General features: G+C 63.3%; 22 protein-coding genes. 10 read left to right on the forward strand and 12 right to left on the reverse strand.

Annotation, left to right across the window (positions count from 1 at the left end; all coding sequences use genetic code 11):
• The first annotated feature begins 17 nt into the window (after window positions 1–17).
• Both CK215_RS05655 and CK215_RS05660 read left to right on the forward strand, forming a co-directional pair.
• Complete coding sequence (locus tag CK215_RS05655) at window positions 18–656, forward strand: TetR/AcrR family transcriptional regulator (protein ID WP_095830357.1); 639 nt, start codon at window positions 18–20, stop codon at window positions 654–656.
• 168 nt (window positions 657–824) lie between these two features.
• Window positions 825–2981: a penicillin-binding protein 1A gene (locus tag CK215_RS05660; RefSeq protein ID WP_095830358.1), complete on the forward strand. Its 2157-nt coding sequence runs from the start codon at window positions 825–827 to the stop codon at window positions 2979–2981.
• A gap of 56 nt (window positions 2982–3037) precedes the next feature.
• Here CK215_RS05660 and CK215_RS05665 read toward each other — a convergent pair whose 3' ends face one another.
• Complete coding sequence (locus CK215_RS05665) at window positions 3038–4231, reverse strand: DUF930 domain-containing protein (RefSeq protein ID WP_095830359.1); 1194 nt, start codon at window positions 4229–4231, stop codon at window positions 3038–3040.
• A gap of 272 nt (window positions 4232–4503) precedes the next feature.
• Between CK215_RS05665 and CK215_RS05670 the strand changes: the two genes are divergently transcribed.
• Window positions 4504–5088, forward strand: coding sequence for a DUF1214 domain-containing protein (locus tag CK215_RS05670; RefSeq protein ID WP_095830360.1), 585 nt, complete (start codon window positions 4504–4506; stop codon window positions 5086–5088).
• Complete coding sequence (locus tag CK215_RS05675; RefSeq protein ID WP_095827182.1) at window positions 5081–5629, forward strand: DUF1254 domain-containing protein; 549 nt, start codon at window positions 5081–5083, stop codon at window positions 5627–5629. Before CK215_RS05670 ends, CK215_RS05675 begins: the two co-directional genes overlap by 8 nt.
• A 9-nt stretch (window positions 5630–5638) precedes the next feature.
• On the opposite strand, the gene CK215_RS05680 is transcribed toward CK215_RS05675, so the two are convergent.
• Window positions 5639–5827 carry a hypothetical protein gene (locus tag CK215_RS05680; RefSeq protein WP_095830361.1) on the reverse strand — a complete coding sequence of 63 codons (189 nt, stop codon included), beginning with the start codon at window positions 5825–5827 and terminating at the stop codon, window positions 5639–5641.
• Window positions 5828–6014: 187 nt separating this feature from the next.
• Here CK215_RS05680 and CK215_RS05685 point away from each other — a divergent pair, with 187 nt between their 5' ends.
• Entirely contained in the window at window positions 6015–7010 is a 996-nt protein-coding gene (locus CK215_RS05685; protein WP_095830362.1) for a DUF2336 domain-containing protein, read from the forward strand.
• A 60-nt stretch (window positions 7011–7070) separates the two neighbouring features.
• On the opposite strand, the gene CK215_RS05690 is transcribed toward CK215_RS05685, so the two are convergent.
• The 3 genes from CK215_RS05690 to CK215_RS05700 form a co-directional block, all read right to left on the reverse strand.
• Complete coding sequence (locus CK215_RS05690; RefSeq protein ID WP_095830363.1) at window positions 7071–7418, reverse strand: DUF1491 family protein; 348 nt, start codon at window positions 7416–7418, stop codon at window positions 7071–7073.
• Between the two features lie 68 nt (window positions 7419–7486).
• Complete coding sequence (locus CK215_RS05695) at window positions 7487–8269, reverse strand: peptidoglycan-binding protein (protein WP_095830364.1); 783 nt, start codon at window positions 8267–8269, stop codon at window positions 7487–7489.
• On the reverse strand, window positions 8244–9986 hold the full coding sequence (locus tag CK215_RS05700) for a PAS domain-containing sensor histidine kinase (RefSeq protein WP_066997655.1): 1743 nt from the start codon (window positions 9984–9986) through the stop codon (window positions 8244–8246). Before CK215_RS05700 ends, CK215_RS05695 begins: the two co-directional genes overlap by 26 nt.
• Before the next feature lie 530 nt (window positions 9987–10516).
• Here CK215_RS05700 and CK215_RS05705 point away from each other — a divergent pair.
• A complete protein-coding gene (locus CK215_RS05705; RefSeq protein WP_095781564.1) occupies window positions 10517–10909 on the forward strand; it encodes a DUF5330 domain-containing protein in 393 nt (130 codons plus the stop codon).
• 111 nt (window positions 10910–11020) lie between these two features.
• The gene (locus CK215_RS05710) at window positions 11021–11449 is read left to right on the forward strand and encodes a SufE family protein (RefSeq protein WP_066997661.1); all 429 of its coding nucleotides are present in this window, start codon (window positions 11021–11023) and stop codon (window positions 11447–11449) included.
• A gap of 131 nt (window positions 11450–11580) precedes the next feature.
• Here the strand turns inward: CK215_RS05710 and CK215_RS05715 are convergent, their stop codons facing one another.
• The gene (locus tag CK215_RS05715) at window positions 11581–12009 is read right to left on the reverse strand and encodes a MucR family transcriptional regulator (RefSeq protein WP_066997664.1); all 429 of its coding nucleotides are present in this window, start codon (window positions 12007–12009) and stop codon (window positions 11581–11583) included.
• 411 nt (window positions 12010–12420) lie between these two features.
• A complete protein-coding gene (locus CK215_RS05720; protein WP_066997667.1) occupies window positions 12421–12789 on the reverse strand; it encodes a hypothetical protein in 369 nt (122 codons plus the stop codon).
• Window positions 12790–12909: 120 nt separating this feature from the next.
• On the opposite strand from CK215_RS05720, the gene CK215_RS05725 reads away from it, so the two are divergent.
• Together CK215_RS05725 and CK215_RS05730 are read left to right on the forward strand one after the other, a co-directional pair.
• Window positions 12910–15009, forward strand: a complete 2100-nt coding sequence (locus CK215_RS05725) for a S9 family peptidase (protein ID WP_095830365.1) — start codon at window positions 12910–12912, stop codon at window positions 15007–15009.
• A gap of 100 nt (window positions 15010–15109) precedes the next feature.
• The gene (locus CK215_RS05730) at window positions 15110–15499 is read left to right on the forward strand and encodes an SET domain-containing protein-lysine N-methyltransferase (RefSeq protein ID WP_066998147.1); all 390 of its coding nucleotides are present in this window, start codon (window positions 15110–15112) and stop codon (window positions 15497–15499) included.
• Between the two features lie 25 nt (window positions 15500–15524).
• Here CK215_RS05730 and CK215_RS05735 read toward each other — a convergent pair whose 3' ends face one another.
• The 5 genes from CK215_RS05735 to CK215_RS05755 form a co-directional block, all read right to left on the reverse strand.
• Window positions 15525–18122: an AMP-binding protein gene (locus CK215_RS05735; protein WP_095830366.1), complete on the reverse strand. Its 2598-nt coding sequence runs from the start codon at window positions 18120–18122 to the stop codon at window positions 15525–15527.
• Between the two features lie 131 nt (window positions 18123–18253).
• Window positions 18254–19198, reverse strand: a complete 945-nt coding sequence (locus CK215_RS05740) for a cytochrome c (protein WP_095830367.1) — start codon at window positions 19196–19198, stop codon at window positions 18254–18256.
• Between the two features lie 9 nt (window positions 19199–19207).
• Window positions 19208–19645: a cytochrome c gene (locus CK215_RS05745; RefSeq protein ID WP_066997679.1), complete on the reverse strand. Its 438-nt coding sequence runs from the start codon at window positions 19643–19645 to the stop codon at window positions 19208–19210.
• Window positions 19646–19803: 158 nt separating this feature from the next.
• Window positions 19804–20406 (reverse strand): superoxide dismutase, encoded by a 603-nt coding sequence (locus CK215_RS05750; protein WP_095830368.1) that lies wholly within the window; start codon window positions 20404–20406, stop codon window positions 19804–19806.
• 106 nt (window positions 20407–20512) lie between these two features.
• Window positions 20513–21391: a branched-chain amino acid aminotransferase gene (locus CK215_RS05755; protein WP_066997686.1), complete on the reverse strand. Its 879-nt coding sequence runs from the start codon at window positions 21389–21391 to the stop codon at window positions 20513–20515.
• Window positions 21392–21642: 251 nt separating this feature from the next.
• Between CK215_RS05755 and CK215_RS05760 the strand changes: the two genes are divergently transcribed.
• The gene (locus tag CK215_RS05760; protein WP_095830369.1) at window positions 21643–22305 is read left to right on the forward strand and encodes a haloacid dehalogenase type II; all 663 of its coding nucleotides are present in this window, start codon (window positions 21643–21645) and stop codon (window positions 22303–22305) included.
• Window positions 22306–22415: the final 110 nt, after the last annotated feature.

Here is a 22415-nt window from a genome sequence, read left to right on the forward strand (position 1 = left end):
ATGCCTATTGTGCGGCCATGATCATGACCGCCCCGCAGGCCGAACCGGTTCTCGGCAACATCAAGGTCACGCGCTCGGACTGGATCAATCTGGCGCTTGAGACGCTGGTTTCAGACGGTATCGAGAGCGTGCGTGTGCTCCCCCTCGGCCAGAAGCTCGGCGTGTCGCGCTCGAGCTTCTACTGGTATTTCGAAAGCCGGCAGGATCTGCTCGACCAGTTGCTCAAGCATTGGCACGACACCAACACCACTGCGATCGTCGAGCGCGCCCAGCGCCCCGCCGAAACCATCATTATGGGCGTGATGAACGTATTCGAATGCTGGGCCGACGAGCGCCTTTTCGACCCAAGGCTCGATTTCGCCGTGCGCGAATGGGCGAGGCGCTCGGCAGACGTGCGGCAGATGATCGACCAGGCCGACGACGAGCGCCTCAGCGCGATCCGTGACATGTACCGCCGGCACGGCTACGACGACGAGGACGCCTTCATCCGAGCGCGTGTGCTCTACTACATGCAGATTGGCTATTACGTGCTCGACCTCAAGGAACCGGTCGAGGCCCGCGTCAGCCATCTCGCCGCCTATCTGCGCTCCTTCACCGGCCAGGAGCCGACCGAAGCGGATGTGGCGCATTTCATGCGCTTCATCGCGGCGCGGTGATAACCACCCGCCGTTCACGGCCGATTGACCTCCATTCAACAAAGCTTGTGCTGTGGCTTCGCTGCCCTTGTGAGCAGTGATAAAATGGTCGAATAGTTTGGCAGGGTGCCACCTGAAACTGCCCGCATGCTGTTTTCGGGCGAAAGCGCATTGGGGCGGAAGTCTGGAATGCCAACTCCTTCGAAACCACGCAAGAGAAGAGGCCGGATCGCCTCGGCGGCTCTTGCCGTCGATGCGTGGCTCGATTCCTCGCTCTACGAGATCAGCTTCAAAGCGCGCGAATTCTGGGAGGCGGCAACCATCTTTTCCCGCCGCTTCCGCCTGCATGGCTGGCGACGCGCCATCATCGAGGTGCTGAGCGAAGGGTTCACCATGGGAGCCGGCGGCTTCGTGGTGTTGTTGGCGCTGGCTTTGCCGGCGTTTGAGATCACCGCCGGCGATTGGCGCAATCAGGGCGATTTCGCCGTCACCTTCCTCGACCGCTACGGCAACGAGATCGGCCAGCGCGGCATCATCCAGCGCGATTCCGTGCCGGTCGACGAGATGCCGGACATCGTTATCAAGGCGGTGCTGGCGACCGAGGACCGCCGCTTCTTCGATCATTACGGCATCGACGTTCTCGGCCTGTCGCGCGCGATCTTCGAGAATGTGCGCGCCAATTCGGTGGTCCAGGGCGGCTCCAGCATCACCCAGCAGTTGGCCAAGAACCTGTTCCTGTCCAACGAGCGCACCTTGGAGCGCAAGATCAAGGAAGCTTTCCTGTCGCTCTGGCTGGAGGCCAATCTCTCCAAGAAGGAGATCCTTCAGCTCTATCTCGACCGCGCCTATATGGGCGGCGGCACGTTCGGCATCGAGGCGGCGGCGGATTTCTATTTCGGCAAGAGCGTCAAGGACCTGAACCTCGCCGAGGCGGCAATGCTGGCCGGCCTGTTCAAGGCGCCCACCAAATACGCCCCGCACATCAACCTGCCGGCCGCCCGTGCGCGCGCCAATGTGGTGCTCTCCAACCTTGTCGACGCCGGCTTCATGACCGAGGGCCAGGTGCTGCAGGCGCGGCTGCATCCGGCAGATGTCGTCGACCGCGGCGAGCAGAAGAGCCCTGACTATTTTCTCGACTGGGCCTTCGACGAGGTCAAGAAGATCGCCAAGCCCGGCCAACACTCGCTGGTCGCCCATACGACCTTCGACGCCAATATCCAGAAAGCGGCCGAAGAGTCGGTTGAATTCCATCTCCGCCAGTTCGGCAAGGAATACAACGTTACCGAGGGCGCGGTGGTGGTGATCGAGACCAACGGCGCGGTGCGCGCCATCGTCGGCGGCCGCGACTATGGCGCCAGCCAGTTCAACCGCGCCACCAAGGCGCTGCGGCAGACCGGGTCGTCGTTCAAGCCTTATGTCTATGCCACCGCGATGGAGCACGGCTTCACGCCGGACTCGGTGGTTTCCGGCGGCGCCGTCAGTTGGGGCAGTTGGTCGCCACACAATTACAATGGCGGCTCGGCCGGAAACGTCACGCTGCTCACGGCAATCGCCAAGTCGATCAACACCGTGCCGGTGCGGCTTGCCAAGGACTATCTCGGTATCGGCCCGATCAAGGCGATGGCCGAATCCATGGGTGTCGAATCGCCGCTGGAATCGCACAAGACCATGGTGCTCGGCACGTCCCTCATGACGGTGATGGACCAGGCGACAGGCTACAGCGTCTTCGCGCAGAACGGCTTCGTCGGCTCCCGGCACGGCATCACGCAACTCGTCACCCGCACCGGCGACGTCGTCTATGACTGGGCCAAGGACGCGCCGCCGCCGCGCCGTGTGCTGTCGGAAAAAGCTCTGAAATACATGAACACCATGCTGGCGGCGGTGCCGGCGATCGGCACGGCGCGGCGCGCGCAGCTTCCCAACATCGTCGTCGCCGGCAAGACCGGCACCACGCAGTCCTACCGAGACGCCTGGTTCGTCGGTTTCACCGGAAACTACACGGCCGCCGTCTGGCTCGGCAATGACGATTTCACGCCGACCAACAAAATGACCGGCGGGTCGCTGCCGGCGATGGTCTGGCAGCGGCTGATGGCCTATGCACACCAGAACATCGATCTGAAGCCGATCCCTGGCCTCGATCATCCCTGGGTCGACCCGGAGGTCGCGGCCAAGGCCGAGGAAGAGGCGAAGAAGGAGGCCGCGGATGCCGCGGCGCAGGCAGAGGCCGAGCGCCCGCCGGTGCTTTCCAGCCGCACCACGCAGACTCTGAGGACAATGACCAAAGCCTTCCAGGCGGCGCCGGTTCTCAACGCTCCTACCCTGCCGGAGACGCTGTCCGCGCTTTGAGCCTTCGTTCGACGCATGCGCTTGCCCCGAAACCGGTCCCACTTTCGCGGGAAAGCTTAGCGGAGACTAGGCAATTTGAGCCCGACCCATTCGCCGGGTGGGATCTCGGCCCCGACACGGAAGTTGAACGACAAGACCCTTGTCGCATCGGCGTCGACCTCGCACCGGAAGCTTAGGCGGTACCATGTGGTTGCCGTGCTGAAGGCGGCCACCGAAGGGTTAAGGACATTGCCCACCTTCAGCGGAATGGATGGCAGCCACTTGGGTGAATAGGAGGCGCCCTGCAATTCCTCGTTCAAAACGCTGCCGCAAAGATTGGCGACCCGCTGGTCGCGAGGCACCTCGCTCATAGAGCTTGTGGCCAGCGCATCGCCGGTAGCGCCCTGCGAATAGAGCTTTCGAACACCCGGAAGGCCGGAATAGATCGGCGACGCAGCAACGGCGGCGCCGCTAGAACCTGGGGTCCCGGCGCTCTTGCTTCGGGACTTCGAGATCTTTGCGGGCCTGAACTTCAGCGCATTTGTGGGCTTGGGCTTTTGCTTTTCGGCCGGCGCCGGAAGATCGACTTTACCACCGCTCTTGGCATCCAACGGCGCCGGCGCCACTCCTGCTTGCTTTTCGGCGGTTGGCGCTCCTGCCTCTTGCTTGGCAGCCTGCCGTTTGTCCGTGTCCTGGGCTGCCTTCTCGTCACTTTGGGCGGGCTCGGTGTCCGTCGCGGCGATTACCGGCTTCTCGTCAGCCGTGCTGTGATCCGCCGGCTGATCGGCATCGGCCGGCGCGGCAGATTGCTTCTGTGCAGGCTTCGCCACGGCAGGCGGCGTGGTATCGTTGTCCTTGGCCGGCGACGGCGTGTTGTCCCGGTTGCCGGCTCCATCCAGGGATTTCCTGGGGCCGGTGTCCTTGTTGCCGTACTGGAAAACGGGCTTTAGCACCGCGATCGGCGGTGGCTTCGGCGGCTGCTTTTCCGGCACTGGAGGCTTTTCGACTTTTTGCTCGGGCGGTTTTTCAGCCTTGGGTTCCGGGGGCTTCTCGGCCTTGAGTTCCTTTGGCTGCGGTGCGGGCGGAGGCTTCGGCTTAGGTTGCTCGGGCGGAGGCACAAGCGCGACATTGACCGGCTGTTCCTCATCCGGCTGTTGGGCGGGCTTGGGCAAGGTATAGACCAGAAACGCTGCGATCAGCGCATGCAGCATCAGCGATGCGGGCAAAGCCCACGCCAAATTCCGACGCCGCTCTCCTGTCTCGCCCTTCATCCCGACCGATGTGGAACGAAATGGCGGCGGCTGCAAGCACAGGCATCGGATCGGCGCCTGACAAGTCAGTGATTGGATGGCCACGTGCAGCGCCGCCGAGAATCAGAAGGGGCGCGGTCCGGACTTGTCCGTGACAGGCCGGTCACCGACATGGGAACGTCATACTACTGCAGGCCGCAACCACCTGAATATCGCCATGCCCAAGGCAAGCCGGCTTGCCACGAGGCCCCGCGCCGCGATATCCCGGGCAACCTCCTCAGTTCCGGCCTTCCATGCTCAAGACCGTCTCCCTCACGCTGCTTTCGCTTGCCATGGCCATCGGCCTTGGCGGCGGCAGCGTCTGGTACGCGCTCAACGCGCAGGACGGCGTCGGCGCGATCCGCATCGGCCAATGGACAGCTTTTCCTGAAATCGGCACGGAAGGCTCCGACCCCTATTCCAAGGCGCGCGTGGCGCGTGAGGGCGTGCTGGCGCTCGGCCGGGCGGAAGGGTTGTCCTTCGTCGCCGAGCGCGACGCAGCCGGCCAGCCGCTGAAGCGGGAATGCGCCTATTCGATCGAAGGCGGCTACCCGACGGCCCGGTTCTGGACGCTTTATGCCGCCGACCAGTCGCTCGGCGTCATCGACACCGGCAAGGCGAGACAGGCGGCCCTGCAATCCTACGAAGTGCTACGCCGGCCCGACAATTCGGTCGTCATCTCCGTCGGCGACCGCCCTGCCCCGGGCAACTGGCTGCTGACGGCCGGCTTCGGCAGGATGTATTTCGTGCTGACCTTCTACGACACGCCGATCGCGAGCAGCACCGGGCTTTCCGACGTGACGCTGCCGCGCATTCTGAAGGCGGGCTGCCATGCGTAGCCTGCTGCACGCCCTGGTCCTCGGTCTGCTCGGCGCCGGCATCGTGCATATCGCGGTGCTGTTTTTGGTGCCGGAATTTTCCGAGCGCGATGCCTGGTCGCGGCTGGCAATGGCCTCCGACCTCTACAAGATGACGCGCCTGGACGCGGAGGCCGGCGGTGCACCTGTGGTGAAGTCGGTCGACCCCATGTTCTACGCGGCCGCCTGCCGCTTCAATCTCGCCGACGGGCTGGTGCGGATCCGGGCGCCCGGCAACGTGCCGTTCTGGTCGGCCTCGGTCTATGACCGCAGCGGCCATAACATCTATTCCTTCAACGACCACAATGCGAACAGCGAAAAGCTCGATGCCGTGGTGCTGACACCGGCGCAGATGATCGACGTGCGGCGCGATCTTCCCGAGGACTTGCAGGGCGCGATCTTTGTCGAGGCGCCGATCGAAGAGGGAATCTTTGTCGTCCGCGCCTTCGTGCCGGACGATAGCTGGAAGCCGATCGTGTCGCGCTTTCTCGAACAGAGTGCCTGCGAGCTGCAGGAATACTGAAGAGTCAGCTCAGTGATGCGGCACTAGTGGCCGTGACGACCCAGGCTTGTCCGGGCCGTCCGGACGCGCCGCGCCGACCTGCGGCTGTGGCTCATAGCGGACGCCGGGGAAGATGATGACAGCCGCTGCCGTGTCGGTGTCGTGGGTTACTCGATTGACGGGTGCCGCTCGCGGCACGAAAGACAAGACCATGCCCATGGTTCGCGTATTCCTCTCGGTTTGACCGGAGCACAACGCAACGCCTCCAAAGTCGATTAAGGCGGGCAGAGGGTTAACGGAGCGCTAACGGATCGCGGCTAATTTGATGTTTGTTCCCTGGAGACGCGAAACCGGCCCGGCCGGAGGCGCGGGGCCGGGTCTGTGTCGAGTATCGGGCGTATCCTCCGTGTCTTCTTCGGATTTCAGGCACATCGCTATCCGGACCGAAGCGGGAAAAGCCGAAAGGCTGTTCCGCGCCGCCGTGTCGGCCTTCTGCTCGCTGACGCGCCCGTCGCGGCGCGAAATCGCCCAACTCGAGGATCTGACGCTGCCGCTGTTCGATGAAGTCTCGGTCGAATCGCGCCGCTACGTCGCCGCCGCCCTTTCCGAATGCGAATATGCGCCGGCCGCGTTGGTGCGGCGGCTGGCCGAGGAGCCGGTCGAGATCGCGGCGCCGCTGCTTACCCGCTCGACCGCGCTGAGCGACATCGACCTCATCGCGCTGATCGGCCGCCATGGCCTGCCGCACGCGCGCGCAATCGCTCGCCGCAAGGAACTCAACGCAACCATCGCCCACCTGATCCGCGCGCTGGAGAAGCCGACGCTGGTCAACACGCGGCCGCCGGAGACGGTCACGAAACTCGCGCCGGTGAAACCGGCCGCTTCCGCAACAGAAGACAGCCGCCCGGATCCCGGCGTGTCTGAGGAAAGCGCGCGGCGACGCCTGCGCTCGATGATGCGGCCCGCCGGCGAAAGTGCCGCTGTCAACCCATTCCTCGGACAGCCGACTTATCTAAAGCTGCGCGAGACGGCGCTGACGGGCAACCTTGCTTTCTTCCAGACGGCGCTTGCCGATGCGCTCGACATCGATTTTGCCGCGGCCCGCTCAATTACCGAGCAATCGGGCTACGCAGCGCTGCTTGCGGCACTCAAGGCGCTCGACCTCAGCGAAGACAGGGCCTTCCTGATCGCGGTCGCGATCTATCCCGGCGAGTTCCCGCATCCCCAGGCAATCCGTCTGTTCCTCGACCGCTATCGGCTGCTGCATCGCGAGGCAGCGCTCGACATGGTGCGGGCCTGGAAGGCCGAAACGATGTCTCGGGCGATCCGCGGCAACGCCATCGAGACAGGGCGCCACGCATCGAACAGCGATGACAAGGCCGCCGGCCGCAAGGCGTCCTGACCCAATTCCAGGGAAGTGCACAGCGTTTCCGTGGCCGGTCGGGACGCCGGGCCGCCGCCTCTATTCCGCCTTCACGGACACAAGCTCCTCGACCGGAACGGAGCCGGCCTCGATCTCGACCACCCAGATGTCGGGATCGAATCTCTTTTCCTTTTCCAGCCTTGCATCGAATGCCGAGCTATCGTCGCCAGAATCGAGCAAGGTGAAGAAGCGCTCGTCGGGCTTGGCCGAATCGTAGCTCGTTTGCGGCGCCGGTCCGTACAGAGCCACCTCGCCCAGCCGGCCGCGCGACAACACGAAGACGGCGCCAGCCTCGGTCGCGCCGCGCTTGACCACGGCAGCAAAACCGCCGGCGATGAAGACACGGCGCAGAAGGGCCGATACCCACAGATCGGTAGTCACGCGCATGGCAGGGTTCCGGATGGCATGCGCGGTTCCTTACAGCATCGGCAATGGAACCGAAAAGCCGGCAGCCCTCAGTTTGTCAGGCCGATCTCGCGCATCTTGGCATAGACCACTTCGTCCGGCTCACCGGTTTCGGGCAGGCCGAACAGCGCCTGGAACTCCTTGATCGCAGACTTGGTCCGGGCGCCTACGACGCCGTCGAGCTGCATATCGTCATTGCCGAAGGCCTTCAGGCCAGCCTGGATCTTGACGATGCGGGCGTCGGGGGCCTGCGTTGCGCCGCTGGCCTGGGCGGAGACCGGAATGGCCGCCGGTCCGGCGGCCTGGGCCGCAGCCCTGTCGGCCGGTCTCGGGGCCGGATGCGGAATGGCCGCAGTCGTTTGCCTGGCGCCAAGCTGATCGAGCAGCGCGCCGTCGATATCGCCGGAGGCGGGCAGCCCGACCTTGAGCTGATAGGCCTGGATGGCCTTGCGCGTGGCTGGGCCCGTGAGGCCGTCGACGGTGCCGTCGTAGAAATTGAGGTCCTTCAATATGCCCTGCACCTGCTGGACGACCGGATCGGGCTTGGGAGTGGGCTGCGCCTGCCGCACGATGTTGATGGTGGTCTCCGGCTCATCCGAGACGGCATGCGGGAAATTCTCGATGCTCCTGGTGGCGAAGAAGGCGCTCGTGTGTGGAAAAGGCTGGTACCAGAGCGCGTTGGCCGAAACGTAGAATAGCGTCACCAGGAAGGCGGTCGAGCCGCCGACCAGAACCGGGTTGCGCGAGATCATCTGGCCAACCGCCGCAGCGCTCTCGGCAAGCAAGCCACGCTCGGGTTCGACCACTTTAGGCCGTCTTGCGGAGCGAGCCATTGCTGTCCCCATTTGCATCCCCCTTCGGCTTTGCAATCGGCACCGGCAGCACGTCGGCCGGCGCGCCCGAGCGCCGCTTCGGTCCGTTCACCGGCAGGCTGATCGTCACCGTCGTGCCTTCGCCCGGGGCGCTCTCGATCGACATCGTGCCCTCATGCAGCGCCACCAGCCCCTTGACCAGCGACAGGCCGAGCCCGGTTCCCTCGAAGCGGCGCGTATAGTCGTTCTGGATCTGCATGAACGGCTTGCCGAGGTTGGCCATATCCTCGTCGGCGATGCCGATGCCGGTGTCGCTCACCCAGAAATGCAGCCGCGAGCCGACCCGCTTGGCGCCGATCACCACGCTGCCGCCGTCAGGCGTGAACTTCACGGCGTTCGAAACGAGATTGATCAAGATCTGCTGCACGGCGCGGCGATCGGCATTGATCTCGCCGGCGTCAGGCGCGATCTGGGCGCCGAGCGCGATGCTCTTGGCCTCCGCCAGCGGCCGCATCATCGAGCGGCACATGTCGGCCGCATCGGCGAAGCGGAACGGCTCGAGCTCGGTGGCATAGGCGCCTGCCTCTATGCGCGAGACATCGAGGATCGAGGTGACGACGGACAAAAGATGCTGGCCGGACTCCCTGACCAGGGCGACATATTCCTTCTGGCGCGGATCGCGGAAGGCGCCGAACATCTCGTGCAGCAGCATGTCGGAGAAGCCGATGATGGCATTGAGCGGCGTGCGCAGCTCGTGGCTGACCACCGCCAGGAAACGCCCCTTGGCCACTTCGGCGGCAGCCGCAGCCTCCCTCGCCGTGGCAAGCTCTTCGCGGAGCGCAGCGACCTCGTCGTTCTCACGAAGGACGAAGGTCAAGATGTCCTGCTCCCGCGCGCCGCGCAGCAATTCAAGGCGGAACGGGCGGAAATTGTCGGCCGAGCCGCCACCGTCGCGCGGCAAGCGGATGCGCAGGTCGAGCCGGCGCTTCGGCGCGCCGTCGCGCATGTCCGCGAGGGCGGTGAGATAGGCGACGCGATCGGAAAGATGGACGCGCTCGAACAAGCCGGTACCGAGCAGGAGTTCCGGCGCCAGCTTCAGAATGGAACGCGCCTTGGCCGAAGCGTCGAGTACCTCGCCCTGGCGGCCGACGCGCAGCACGACGGCATCGATCGTCTCTTCGAGACGGTCCACCGCAGGCTCAACCTGACGCGCATCGGCGGGATTGGCGAAGGCCGCCGCGCGCGGCAGGAGCGTAAGCGCCCAGGCAAGCGGCAGCAGCCAGTGCCAACCGGCGATCGCGGCCTCGCCGAGCGGCAGGAACTGGTTTGCGAAAGGCTGCAGCAGGATGGCGCCGAATGCCGCCAGCGCGCCCGAAATTGCTGCGCGGCGCGACCCGGCGATCCACCAAGACTCGACCGGCAAAGCCACGGCAAGCAGCGCGACGGGCGACGCCAGACCACCCGCCGCGGCAATTGCGCCGGCAAGCGCGAGGCCGCCCGTCGCCACCGAGGCACGGCCGGCGAGCGTCATGCGGCCGGTGGCGGCAACCAGAAGCGCTGCGAACCAGCACAGACCGAAAGCGCCGAAGATCGCAGCCACGGTAACGGCGGCACCCAGGCTTGAGGTGACCAGCGTCACCGCCGCACCCGCGGCGAGGAAGGGAGCAGCGAGCATGACGCCGATGAAGCGGCGCTGGCGCTGGCGCTCAGCCTCGTCCGTGACGGTCGGATGAACCATGCGTTCGCAGCCGGCGGCAACCGCGCCAGGCAGAGGAACGTATCTGGCCGTAATCGAACTCAACGCACTCGGACCCGGTCGTGAATTGCCCTGCTTCTGCAGGTGACTCTTGATTGGATTGAAAGTCGCATCCAGCGTTTAAGGAATGGATAAGGCAGGGAAGGCGAGCGCCCTGCCCGCGGCAAATATCGGGACGCCGGGACCCCAAAGCCCGTCGATCTGCCGCCATGGTAAATGGAGCGTTAGCCACAGCCCGCCTCGCCGAGCCTCCCGAAAACCCAGTGCCGATGCTCGCCCTTTCCAGAATTGTTCTTTTGAAACAGCCACATAGATGGTTGTTTCAAAATTAATACAGTCGATCAGATTTGAGTTAGATCAATTGCGAAACCAATCCTTTCGACTTTATCTAAAATTTGAAGAAAATTCGCGGCTTCGGCGCAAGCCACGCTTCGCGCCTTCGTGCCATTGTCATGTCCATAAAAAGAGGTCATGCCGATGGATGCATGATCCGATCACGACGAGGCATCGAGATGGGCTTTCTGATCAGGATGGCTTTCTGGTTTTCGCTGGTGCTCTTGGCGCTGCCGCTCAGCGTCGGCCCCGACGAGGATGGCCGCGAGGCGGTCGGGCCGATCCAGGCGCTGTTTGCGGCGCGCGAGGCGGTCGGCGACATTGCCGGCATCTGCGAGCGCAAGCCGGATGTTTGCGAGACCGGCAAATCGGCCATGCACACCATCACCGTGCGCGCCAAGGAGACAGCCAAGATCGCTGCCGCCATGCTTGATGACCAGCAGTCGGAAAAGACGGCCGCGCCCGCTGCGAAGGTAGCGGAGACGTCTGGCGAGACCACCGGCAGCGTCGCCGAGGACATCGTCCTGCCCGCCAAAGTCAACATCCCGGTGATGCTGACGGCGAAGAACTGAGATTCCTTTTTCTGGAAATGCTCTAACGCCGCGGGCCCGCCCGGCCTCTCGACGCCCGCGGCGTCTTTCTTTTTCCGTGACGTGGCGGCGCCGGGTCACTATATGCGGGCAATGACGACCTCGATCGAAACGATCCGCGACGATTTCTCCCTGCTCGACGAGTGGGAGGACCGCTACCGCTATGTGATCGAGCTCGGCGAGGCGCTGCCTCCGTTTCCCGAGGCGGAACGCACACCGGCCAACAAGGTGCCGGGCTGCGTCAGCCAGGTGTGGCTGACCACCGAGCAGGGAGAAGGCGTCGATCCGGTGGTCAGCTTTCGCGGCGATTCCGACGCCCACATCGTGCGCGGCCTTGTCGCCATCATGCTGGCGCTGTTCTCGGGCCGGCCGGCCAGTGAAATCCAGAACACCGATGCGGAAGTGACGCTGAAAGAGCTCGGCCTCGATGAGCATCTGTCGCCACAGCGCGCCAACGGCCTTCGCTCAATGGTCAAGCGCATCAAGCGCGACGCCGAAGCCGCCTTGAAGCAAACCGCCTGACTCTGCCCCAAGCCCGGCAACAAGCCGCACTGCGGCGGGTTCACCCGTTCGCAGCAAGACATCCCTGAAATACCTCAAAAGCAAAACGGCGCCCCGCGGGCGCCGTCGCTTTTGCCGACTTGCGGAAGCTGCTACCGGCGACCTTTGGGCTTGCGGCCGAGGCCCATCTTCTTGGCCAACTGCGAACGAGCGGCTGCGTAGTTGGGAGCAACCATCGGATAGTTGGCGTCCAGGCCCCACTTCTCGCGGTATTCTTCCGGGGTCAGATTGTAATGCGTCATAAGGTGGCGCTTCAGCGACTTGAACTTCTTGCCGTCTTCGAGACAGACGATGTAGTCGTCATGCACGGAGCGCTTCGGGTTGACGGCCGGCTTCTGCTTCTCGGCCGAAGGCAGCTCCGTCGTGCCGCCGACGCGGCCGAGCGCGGCATGGACGTCGGCAATCAGGTTCGGCAGTTCGCCGACCGGCACCGGGTTGTTGCTGACATAGGCCGCGACGACATCGGCAGTCAGCTCGATTAGCGCGTCCCCATTCCTTGAAGGTGTTTCGACGATATCCATTGTGCTCAGGCCCCAACGAGAGTTTGTTTTCTAGACTGCGCCCTTTTTCTGGATCGGGCATCGCGCGAAATTCATGCAGGCAAGCCCTGCGATTCGCGTCGCGTCATCTTAATGACCCTGTGCTGCAAGTAAGTCAATTCACCTATTGAATTATATTCGGCGATATTCATCAAATATTGCCCGTTCAGCTTCAAAAATTCGTGTGCCGTGTAACTTAGCGAGATTTTTTTGGCCGGACCAGTGCAGCCTGACGTGGCGCCAAGCACGCTTTTACACCTCTGGTCGCGTCAAAACAGGTTCTTTATGCTTGGCTAAACTAATGTTTGGCCGCCCGGTGGGCGAAGAATCCTATGGATCATGGCGCGGACATTCATCCTCGCGTCAAACAGCCAAGTCGCCTCGACGAACCTCTCAGTGGGGTTTGATGTACTTGCCGTAGACCCAGCCGGTAACAAAATCACCGTTCTGCGCCGGATCGTGCCAGACCTCGCACCAGCGGTAGCGGATCGCCTGCCGCTGCTTCCAGTGCGGTTGGCCGGCAATGTCGAGCAGATCTATCCCGCCCGTGCAACGGCCGGTCATCTGCAAGACAGTGCCATTCGGATAGGCCGCCTGTCTTTGCGATGTGTTTGACGGATACTTGCGCGCGTTGAGCGTGTCGCCGAACGGCACGCCAGCCACTTGCCAGGCCGCGAACACGGTTGCATGAGACTGGCCGGAAAAGGCCAGGACCGCCGAAGCGACAGCAAAAGCCACGGCGGCTCGAACATAGGATTTCATCTTTTCCCCTTTCGACTTACCTTGTGTAGACCACCTTAAACCCCGCCCTTTGAACCGCTGCTGAGCGACGCGTTCATTCGCCATTCAAGCAAATTTCAGGCAATTCCATAGCGAGACGCAATGACCAGAACCTCCGTCTTCCCGACCGCCATCCCGCCGCGGCCCGAGAAACGCCCCATCTTCGACGTTCATCACGGCATCACCCGCACCGATGACTACGCCTGGATGCGGGCCGCCAACTGGCAGGCGATGTTCAGGGACCCTGCACTGCTCGACGGCGCGATCCGCGCTCATCTCGAGGCCGAGAATGCCTACCAGGCAACGCTGATGGCCGACACGGCCGAGCTGCGCCGCCAGCTGTTCGCCGAGATGAAGGGGCGCATCAAGGAGGACGACTCCACCGTGCCGATGAAGGACGGTCCCTACGCCTATGGCTCGTCGTTCAAGCTCGGCGGCGAGCAACCGCGCTACTTCCGCACGCCGCGCGATGGCGGCATTGAAGAGATCCTGCTCGACGGCGATGCGGAAGCCGAAGGCAAGCCCTATTTCCGTCTTGGCGGATTCGACCATTCGGCCGACCATCGCAAGCTGCTCTGGGCTTTCGACGACAAGGGCTCGGAGTTCTTCGCGCTGCGCGTGCGGGACATCGCCAGCGGCAAGGAACTCACCGATCAGATCCCGGATACAGGTGGCGGCGGCGTGTGGAATGCCGGAGACGACGGCTTTTTCTACACCCGCCTCGACGACAGCCACCGCCCGTCAAAAGTGTTCTTCCACGCGCTTGGCGACAGTCCGGACAACGACCGGCTGATTTACGAAGAGACGGATGCCGGCTTCTTCATGGATGTCAGCGGCACGCGTTCCAACGACTGGATCATGATCGGCATCAACGATCATGAAACCTCCGAATACCGGCTTCTGCGCGCCGACGAGCCGTTCGCCGAGCCGAAGCTGGTGGCAGCGCGCGAGACCGGCCTGCAATATGACCTGGAGGAAGGTGGTGACGTCTTTTTCATCCTCACCAATGCCGACGGCGCCAAGGACTTCAAGATCATGACCGCGCCGGTCGAAGATCCGGTGCAGGCCAACTGGAAGGAACTGGTGCCGCACGAGCCCGGCCGGCTGATCCTGTCGGTGCTCGGATTCAGGCACCACATGGTCAGGCTGGAACGCAAGGAGGGCCTGCCGCGCATCGTCGTGCGCGATCGGGCAAACGGCGAGGAGCACCTCATTTCCTTCGACGAGGAGGCCTTCTCGCTCGGCCTTTCCGGCTCCTACGAATACGACACCGAAGTCATGCGCTTCACCTATTCGTCGATGACGACACCGGCACAGGTATTCGACTACAACATGCGCAGCCGCGAGCGCGTTCTCTTGAAGACGCAGGAGGTGCCATCGGGCCACGATCCGGAGCATTATGTCACGCGCCGGCTGATGGCGCCGGCTGCCGACGGCGAGTTGGTGCCGATCTCGCTGATCCACCATCGCGACACGCCGCTTGATGGCTCGGCGCCCTGCCTGCTCTACGGCTATGGCTCCTATGGCATCACGGTTCCTGCCGCCTTCAACACCAATTGCCTGTCGCTGGTCGACCGCGGCTTCGTCTACGCCATTGCCCATGTGCGCGGCGGCAAGGACAAGGGCTACGGCTGGTATGACGACGGCAAGCGTCGGCACAAGATGAACACCTTCACCGATTTCATCGCCTCAGCGCGCCATCTCGTGGCCGAGCGCTACACGTCGCACGATCGCATCGTCGCGCAGGGCGGCTCGGCCGGCGGCATGCTGATGGGGGCGATCGCCAACATGGCACCCGAAAGCTTCGGCGGCATCGTCGCCGAGGTGCCGTTCGTCGACGTGCTCACCACCATGCTCGACGCCAGCCTGCCGCTGACGCCGCCGGAATGGCCCGAATGGGGCAATCCGATCGCCTCGGCCGAGGACTACGCGACGATCGCTGCCTATTCGCCCTACGACAATGTCGCGGCGCTCGACTATCCGCCGATCCTGGCGCTGGCAGGTCTGACCGACCCGCGCGTCACCTATTGGGAGCCGGCCAAATGGGTGGCGCGGCTGCGCGACCGCAAGGCGGGCGACAAGCCGGTGCTGTTCAAGATCAACATGGAGTCCGGCCATGCCGGCGCCTCGGGCCGGTTCTCGCGCCTGGAGGAGATCGCGTATATCTACGCCTTTGCGTTGAAAGTGACCGGCAAGGCCTGATTTTTCCCTCGCAATCGCGAGCACCTCGCGCTACGCAATGCGCCTCGTTTTTGGTCGCGGCCGGTTCGGGCCGCGCCATCCGTCATTCGCAGGGTTCGTCATGCTGCTCGTCGACGTCTATCTCGACAAATCGCCCATCCAGGGCATCGGTGTCTTCGCCAAACACCGCATTCCAAAGGGCACGTTGATTTGGAAGCTCGATCCAAGATTCGACCGCCGCATTTCGGTCGACACTTATGAGAACGAAAGCGGCCCGGTGAAGTCCTACCTCGATCGGTACTCCTATCCGGACAGGCGCGACCGGAATTATATCGTCTTCGAGGCGGACGATGCGCGCTACATGAACCATGCCGACGAGCCGAACTGCGACGTCTCCTCGCCGGAGGAAACCTACGCGCTGCGCGACATCGCGCCCGGCGAGGAACTGACCTGCGACTACAACCACTTCTTCGAAAACGGCTTCGATTTTTTGGGCGACCGCCACGCGTAATCGGAGCGACCGTGATCGAAGCGTCTCACGCCGAGAGCAATTCCGGCAAGCGCTCCATGGCCAATCTGCCGCGCAGGTGTCGGATGGCGGCCAAGGCTTTGCCGGCGATGACGCCTAAAGCGACGCCGCCGGCGATCGCAAGCAGTTGGAAGCCTGGAGCCGGGAGCCAGCCTGCGACAGGTGCCATCAAAAGCTCCGGGACGAAGCGATGGACCAAGTAGATCGGGAAAGCCGCGACGGCGACCTGCGTAACCGCCCGCCCCACCCCACCAGGCAGGCGAACACGCGGCAGGTAAAGAAGAGCCGAGAGCGCCGCGAAGATCGTCAAATACTTGACCGTCGTCCCCAGCCAGACCGACTCCCAAAAGGCTAGATACCCCAATACGGCAGTGGCAAATGCGGTCACGAGGAGTTTTCTGGCGGGAGTGTCGGCCAAACCGGCGCACCAGCCGAAGACCGCAAGGTGGAAGACCCAGTAGATCGCGAAGATCTGGCGGCTGCCTAAGTCCACGAACAATGGGACTGCAAAGCGCGCAGCGGTGGCAAACGCCAATAGTCCGATCGAGAAGGCAAAGGGTCGAGCCTGGGCGAGCTTGCGTAGAACCGGAACGGCAAAGGCGAGGGCGAAGACCAACAGCGTCTGCGCATAGGCCTCGATGAACCAGTAGAGATACGGGATCATCTCGTGACGCTCCGGTTCGGCATAGCCGAAGTTGCCGGTAAGGGTCATCGAGGCCCAGGGCGCCGCCTGCCAGGCGAGGGAGTAAGCGGCGACTATGAGAAAATAAGGGATCAGGACGCCGATCGCAGGTTTCAGCGCGTACCGGATCCGACCGGCAAGCAAATGGACCGACTGAAACCGCGCAAGGCTGTAGCCGACAAGCAGCATCATGATGCCGGAGCCGCCTGGGATAGGCCACAGCGTCTCGTGATGCACGACCACCAGCAGGATGGCGAAGGCCCTCAGCACGATATCGACAGGCGTCTCGTTTGCCTGGTCCGGCATGAAAGACCGTTTCGCCGAATGAAGATTTGTCAGGTCTCCAAGGCTTAGTCGTTCCCAGCCGTCCGGCAGTTCCAAGCCGAGCGGTTCGAGTTCCAGAGCCAATTGCAAAAAGCGAAGAGAATCTCCGCCGAGCGAGACAAAACTGTCAGCGCGGCCGACCGGAAGCGGATAGAACACGCGGGCATAGGCTCCGGGCACGCCGCCACGTTCGGAGCGGATTTCCGCCCGTCCCAGCAACATCTCGCGTTGCAGGCAGCTATAGTCGATCTTGCCCGAGGCTAGCCTGGGAAAGTCGCCGCGCGTCGAAACTCGAACCAGATTGGCGGGCAAGCGGCTGACTTCGGCCAGGATACGCTGTGCCCTGCCTGCCGAGCCGACGCCGGTCACATAGGCTTCTAGGCCTCGATCGTCGCCGAGCACCGCGGCCGCAATGCCCGCCCGCTCCAGGGCCCGCTCCATGATATCGAAGCCGATCCTGAGGCCGGCAATCTTGGCAAAGCGGCTCTTGCGCCCGACGATGCGGAAGAAACCTTGCTCGTCCTGGACGGCAATATCGCCGGTGTTCAGGATCTCGACCTCAGCCCCGCGCGCCAGATCACAACGCTGCTCGGCGTAACCCATCATGACGTTCGGGCCGCGATAGACAAGTTCTCCAGGGATGCCCGAGCGGCTGACCGGCTCCCCCCTGTCGTCGACAAGGCCGAGGCTGCCGCCTGGGATCGCGACGCCGATCCGCTCCTCCCGGTCGGAGAGGCTCTCCGGCGGCACGAAAGCGATACGCGCCGTCGCCTCGGTTTGACCATACATGACGAAGAAACGCCCGCCCACGGCGCGCAAATGATCCCTGTACAGGCGGATGACGTCGGGGCTGAGCTGTCCACCCGCCACCGTCATCATGCGCAAACCCTTGAGCTTAGCGTCGCGGAAACGCATCCGTTCCAGGAGTTCGTAGGAATACGGGACGCCGGACAGATTGGTGCAGCCACCGTCGGCGATTATCTGGAGGAAATCGCCGTCCATCGCGGAAACACCGGGGAAGAGGATGCTGCCGCCGGCAATCAGATGCGAATTGAGAACCGACAGTCCGTAGGAATAGTGCAGCGGCAGCATGAGAGCGGCCCTGTCGGCGGACGAGAGTTCGAGATAGGTCGTGATCGCGCGCGCATTGGCTTCGAGATTGGCATAGGAGAGCCTGACCGCCTTGGCGGCGCCCGAGCTGCCGGACGTCATCATCAGCAGCGCGAGATCGGGATGCAGCGGCTCAATGTTTCTCGCGGGCCAGGCTTCCTTCACGAGACGCCAGCGGCCATCGGCTCGGCGATAGGTGAAATCCGGCTGGAAGGCCGCCAGGAAATCGTCCCAGACCCTTTTGTCGCAAGGCGGCAGCATGGCCACCGCATGACCCGCCCGCAGGGCTCCAAGATAGGCGACGACCGCATGCTCGGAGGGTTCCGCTGAGATAGCCACGAGCTGCTTTCCCTCATCCCCCAGCCGCGTGGCGAAGTGCTGCGCAAGGTCGTCAAGCTCCGCATAAGACAGGCTGCGCCCGTCGGCGAAGAGAAGTGCTGCGCGCTGCTCGCCACAGGCGAATTCAGACACAAGGTCGAGAGAGTGCATGGGCAAGGCTTCGGTCCGCCTGGAAACTGGCCGAAGCGCGTATGATACATGACTATTAAAGTCAACTAATATGGACTTGAGACATCACAGGCAGATCGCATCGATGGTGTCGCGCAGCCGATATGCATCGGTCAGTTCGCCGGCTTGCGCGCCGGATAGCCGTTGGGATGCGGCGGGACGGCCTTCAGATAGGCCGCGATCGCGGCGCGGTCATCGGCCGTCAACTGAGCTATGTTGCGCTGCACGTCGACCATGGCACCGCCGACGGAATCGAAATCCGGCGTGAAGCCGGTTTCGAGATAGTTGGCGATGTCGGCCTCCGACCAGTCCTTCGTGCCGCCCTGCGGGGTGATATTGGGCACCACGCCCGAGCCCTCGGCGGCCACGGCTCCCGCCAACCATTCGGCCTTCTTGACGCCGCCGGCAAAGTCGCGCGGCGTGTGGCATTCGCCGCAATGCCCGGGGCCCTCGACCAGATAGCGGCCGGCCAGCACCTTGTCGGGCGCGCCCCCGGGCAAGGCAATGACCGGTTCAGGGCTGACATAGAGCCGCTTCCAAAGACCAATGCCGCGACGGATGTTGAAGGGGAAGGAGAGTTTGTGGCCGGGCGCCTTGCCGGCGACCGCCGGCAGCGTCTTCATAAAAGCATAGAGGTCGGCGATATCGGCCGGCTTCATGCGAGCATAAGAGGCATAAGGGAAGGCCGGATAAAAATGCTCGCCGGAGGGCGAAACGCCTTTCAGCATCGCATTGGCGAAGTCCTCCTCGCTCCAGGCGCCGATGCCGTCCTTTTGATCCTGTGAGATGTTGGGCGGTACGAAGGTACCGAACGGCGTCTTCAGCTCCAGCCCGCCGGCAAGCTCTAGGCGGGCATCACCCTTGGACCCCGGTTTGGCGTGGCAGGATGTGCAGCCGCCGGCAAAGAAGATGCGCTTGCCTTTCGCAGCATCACCGGGGCTAAGCTGCGCGACGGCCGCGGCATCAAGCCTAACGGGCGCTGACAACGCCCAGCCGGCGACCGCGCCGGCGCCGCCCAGCACGATGACGGCGCCGACGAGCTTCTTCAGCCACGCCATATCAGGCGATCAGCCCTTCTTGATCCTGTAGGTCTCATGACAGGCGCCGCAGTCGCCGCCGATGGTGTTGAGCTGCGCCTTGAGCGCATCGACATCGGCCGGCGGCGAAGCCACTGCCGCCTTGACGTCGGCCAGGAACTTGTCCCCGGCCGCCTTGAAGCCCGGCATGTCTTCCCAGATCTTCGGCGCCGCCGTGGTGTCGCCCTTGTCGCTGCCGGCCGGGAAAAGTTTCTCGGCATCGAATTTTTCGGCGTTCGCCTCCAACGCCTTTAGCGCCGTCAGCACAGCGGCGGCGTCGAAAGCCTCCTCGCCTTTGACGACCTTGGACAACTGGCCGGCGAGCTTGCCGCGTTCCTTCATCAGGGCCTGGCGATCCTTGATCGGGTCGGCATAAGCGGCCGAACCGGCAAAAGCGAGCAAAGAGATGGCGATGACAAGCTTTCTCATTCAATTGGCTCCATGGTGAAGAGAGTTCGCGACTAGACGTTAACGGGCGTTGCAGTGGAATTATTCCCTCCGCGCCGCAACGATTTTCTTGACTGGAATTGCCCTCCTGCGCCGGCAAAAGAAAAGCCCCGGTCATGCCGGGGCTTTTGTCGAGATGGTCAGCCTTTCGCCTTCTCGTAGAGTTCCAGGACATAATCCCAGTTGATCAGGCTGTCGACGAATGCTTCGAGATATTTCGGCCGCGCGTTGCGGTAGTCGATGTAATAGGAGTGCTCCCACACGTCGACGCCGAGGATCGGCGAAGCGCCATGGACCAGCGGGTTCTCGCCATTGGGGGTCTTCGAGATCGTGAGCTTGCCGTCCTTGACCGAAAGCCAGGCCCAGCCGGAGCCGAACTGGGTGGTGCCGGCGGCGACGAAGTCCGCCTTGAACTTGTCGTAGCCGCCGAGATCGGCATCGACGGCCTTCTGCAGCGCGCCCGGCAGCTTGTTGCCGCCGCCGCCCTTCTTCATCCATTTCCAGAAATGGATATGGTTGTAGTGCTGGGCGGCATTGTTGAAGAGCCCGGCATTCTTGCCGAAGGACTGTTTCACGACCTCTTCGACCGACAGGTCGCCCATTCCAGCCTCGGCGGCCAGCTTGTTGCCGTTGTCGACATAGGCTTTGTGGTGCTTGTCGTGGTGATACTCCAGCGTCTCCTTCGACATGTAAGGCTGCAAGGCCTCGTAGTCGTAGGGCAAAGCGGGCAACTCAAAAGCCATGGATGGTACTCCCTCAGGAAAAGTCCGGTGAAACTACCGGACTAAGATAGGTCTGGAATGGGTTGGGACAACTCCGGAACGAAGCGCCAATCGCCTTTTTATCCGCTCAGGCGGCGGAAGTCGAATGCGCCCAATCCCAATAGAGCTCGCGCGCCTTCTTGGCGACCGGTCCAGGCTGAAGGCTGCGGTCCTCGATGCGCGTGATTGGCACCACCTTGGAATGGTTGCCGGTCGAGAAGATCTCGTCCGCCTCGAGGAAATCGCGGATCGACAGCGTCTTCTCGGTGGTCCTGAAACCATAGTCGCCGAGCAGGTTGATCGTGCGCGAGCGGGTGATGCCGGAAAGGAAGGTGCCGTTCGCGGCAGGCGTCATCACATGGCCGTCCTTGACCAGGAAGATGTTGGAGGTGCCGGTCTCGGCGACATTGCCCAGCATATCGAGCACCAGCGCGTTGTCGAAGCCGCGCATCTTGGCCTCGAGGATGGCGCGGCCATTGTTGGGATAAAGGCAGCCGGCCTTGGCGTTGGTCGGCATGGTCTCGATGGTCGGCCGCCGGAACGGCGAGACGCCGATCGAAAAGCCCGAAGGCGGAATCATCGGTGACTCGTAAAGGCAGAGACAGAAGCGGGTCGAGGACGGGTCGGCCGGCACGCCCATATAGCCGCCATGCTCGGCCCAGTACATCGGCCTGATATAGACGGCGGTCTTGCCGTCGAATTTCTTCAGGCCGTCCCAGGTCAGCCCGACGATTAGCTCCGTCGTCATGGAAGGCTTCAGGCCGAGCGCGATCGCCGAGGCGTTGACGCGCGCCGCGTGACGATCGAGATCGGGCGCCACGCCTTCGAACCAGCGGGCGCCGTCGAAGACGCTGGTGCCCAGCCACATGGCGTGGCTGCGCGGTCCCAGAATGGCGACATTGCCCTCGTACCAGTCGCCGTCCACATAGGTCCATGTCGCGGACTGCGCCGCCGCCGCCAGTGTCATCGTTTGCCGTCCGTATGGATGAGTTCCGGCCGCCATAGGACGATGCTTTGACGGCCGGCGTCAACCGACATCGGAAAAAATCCTTGAGGCCAGAGGCACTTAAAGCACGGCGCACGGAAAGGGATGGGCCATGTGTGTTGGGTTTTTGTGTTATGCGATCCTTTCCGAAAACCGCTGCCCACTTTTGGGCGACATGCATTAACCGCAATCAGCGCTTGCGCGGCAAGGCCGGGCGCCGCAAAACTCTTCCTATGCATCATGCAGCCTATGTCTTCGACGCCTATGGCACGTTGTTCGACGTGCACGCCGCGGTACGCCGCCATGCCGGCGAGATCGGGCCGGACGGCCAGCTTCTCTCCGAAATCTGGCGCGCCAAGCAGCTCGAATACTCCTGGGTGCGGACGCTGATGGGCGCCTATGCCGATTTCTGGCAACTGACCGAGCAGGCGCTGGACTTCGCGCTGCGCAAGGTGCCGTCGGCCGATCCGGCGCTCAGGGCAAGGCTGCTGGAAGCCTATTGGCGGCTCGACTGCTATCCGGAAGTGCCGACGGTATTGAAGGCGCTGAAAGCAGCGGGAGCGAAGCTCGCGATCCTGTCCAACGGGTCGCCGGAAATGCTGCGGGCGGCGGTGAAATCGGCCGCCCTCGACCAGATCCTCGACGACGTCTTCTCGGTTGACGAGATCAAGCGCTTCAAGACCGATCCTTCGGTCTACGACATGGTGGTCACCGGCTGGCGGCTCTATCCGGGGGCGGTGTCGTTCCAGTCCTCCAACCGCTGGGACGTCGCGGGCGCCGCCAGGTTCGGCTTCCGCACCGTCTGGATCAATCGCGCCAATCAGCCCGACGAATACCGGGACTTTCCGCCGGGGCTGATCCTGCCCTCGCTCGAAGGCCTTCTGGCAGGGGTTTGAGGGTGCTGTTGCTGCAGTGCAACAGATGTGTCGCAGTCACAGCTTCGCCTTTGTTTGTCCACCCTGAGGCCAGAATTGGAACCGCCTATCACCGCCGACTGTTAACAGCT

This window comes from Mesorhizobium sp. WSM3864, from assembly GCF_002294955.1.
In the GTDB taxonomy this organism is placed as follows: domain Bacteria; phylum Pseudomonadota; class Alphaproteobacteria; order Rhizobiales; family Rhizobiaceae; genus Mesorhizobium.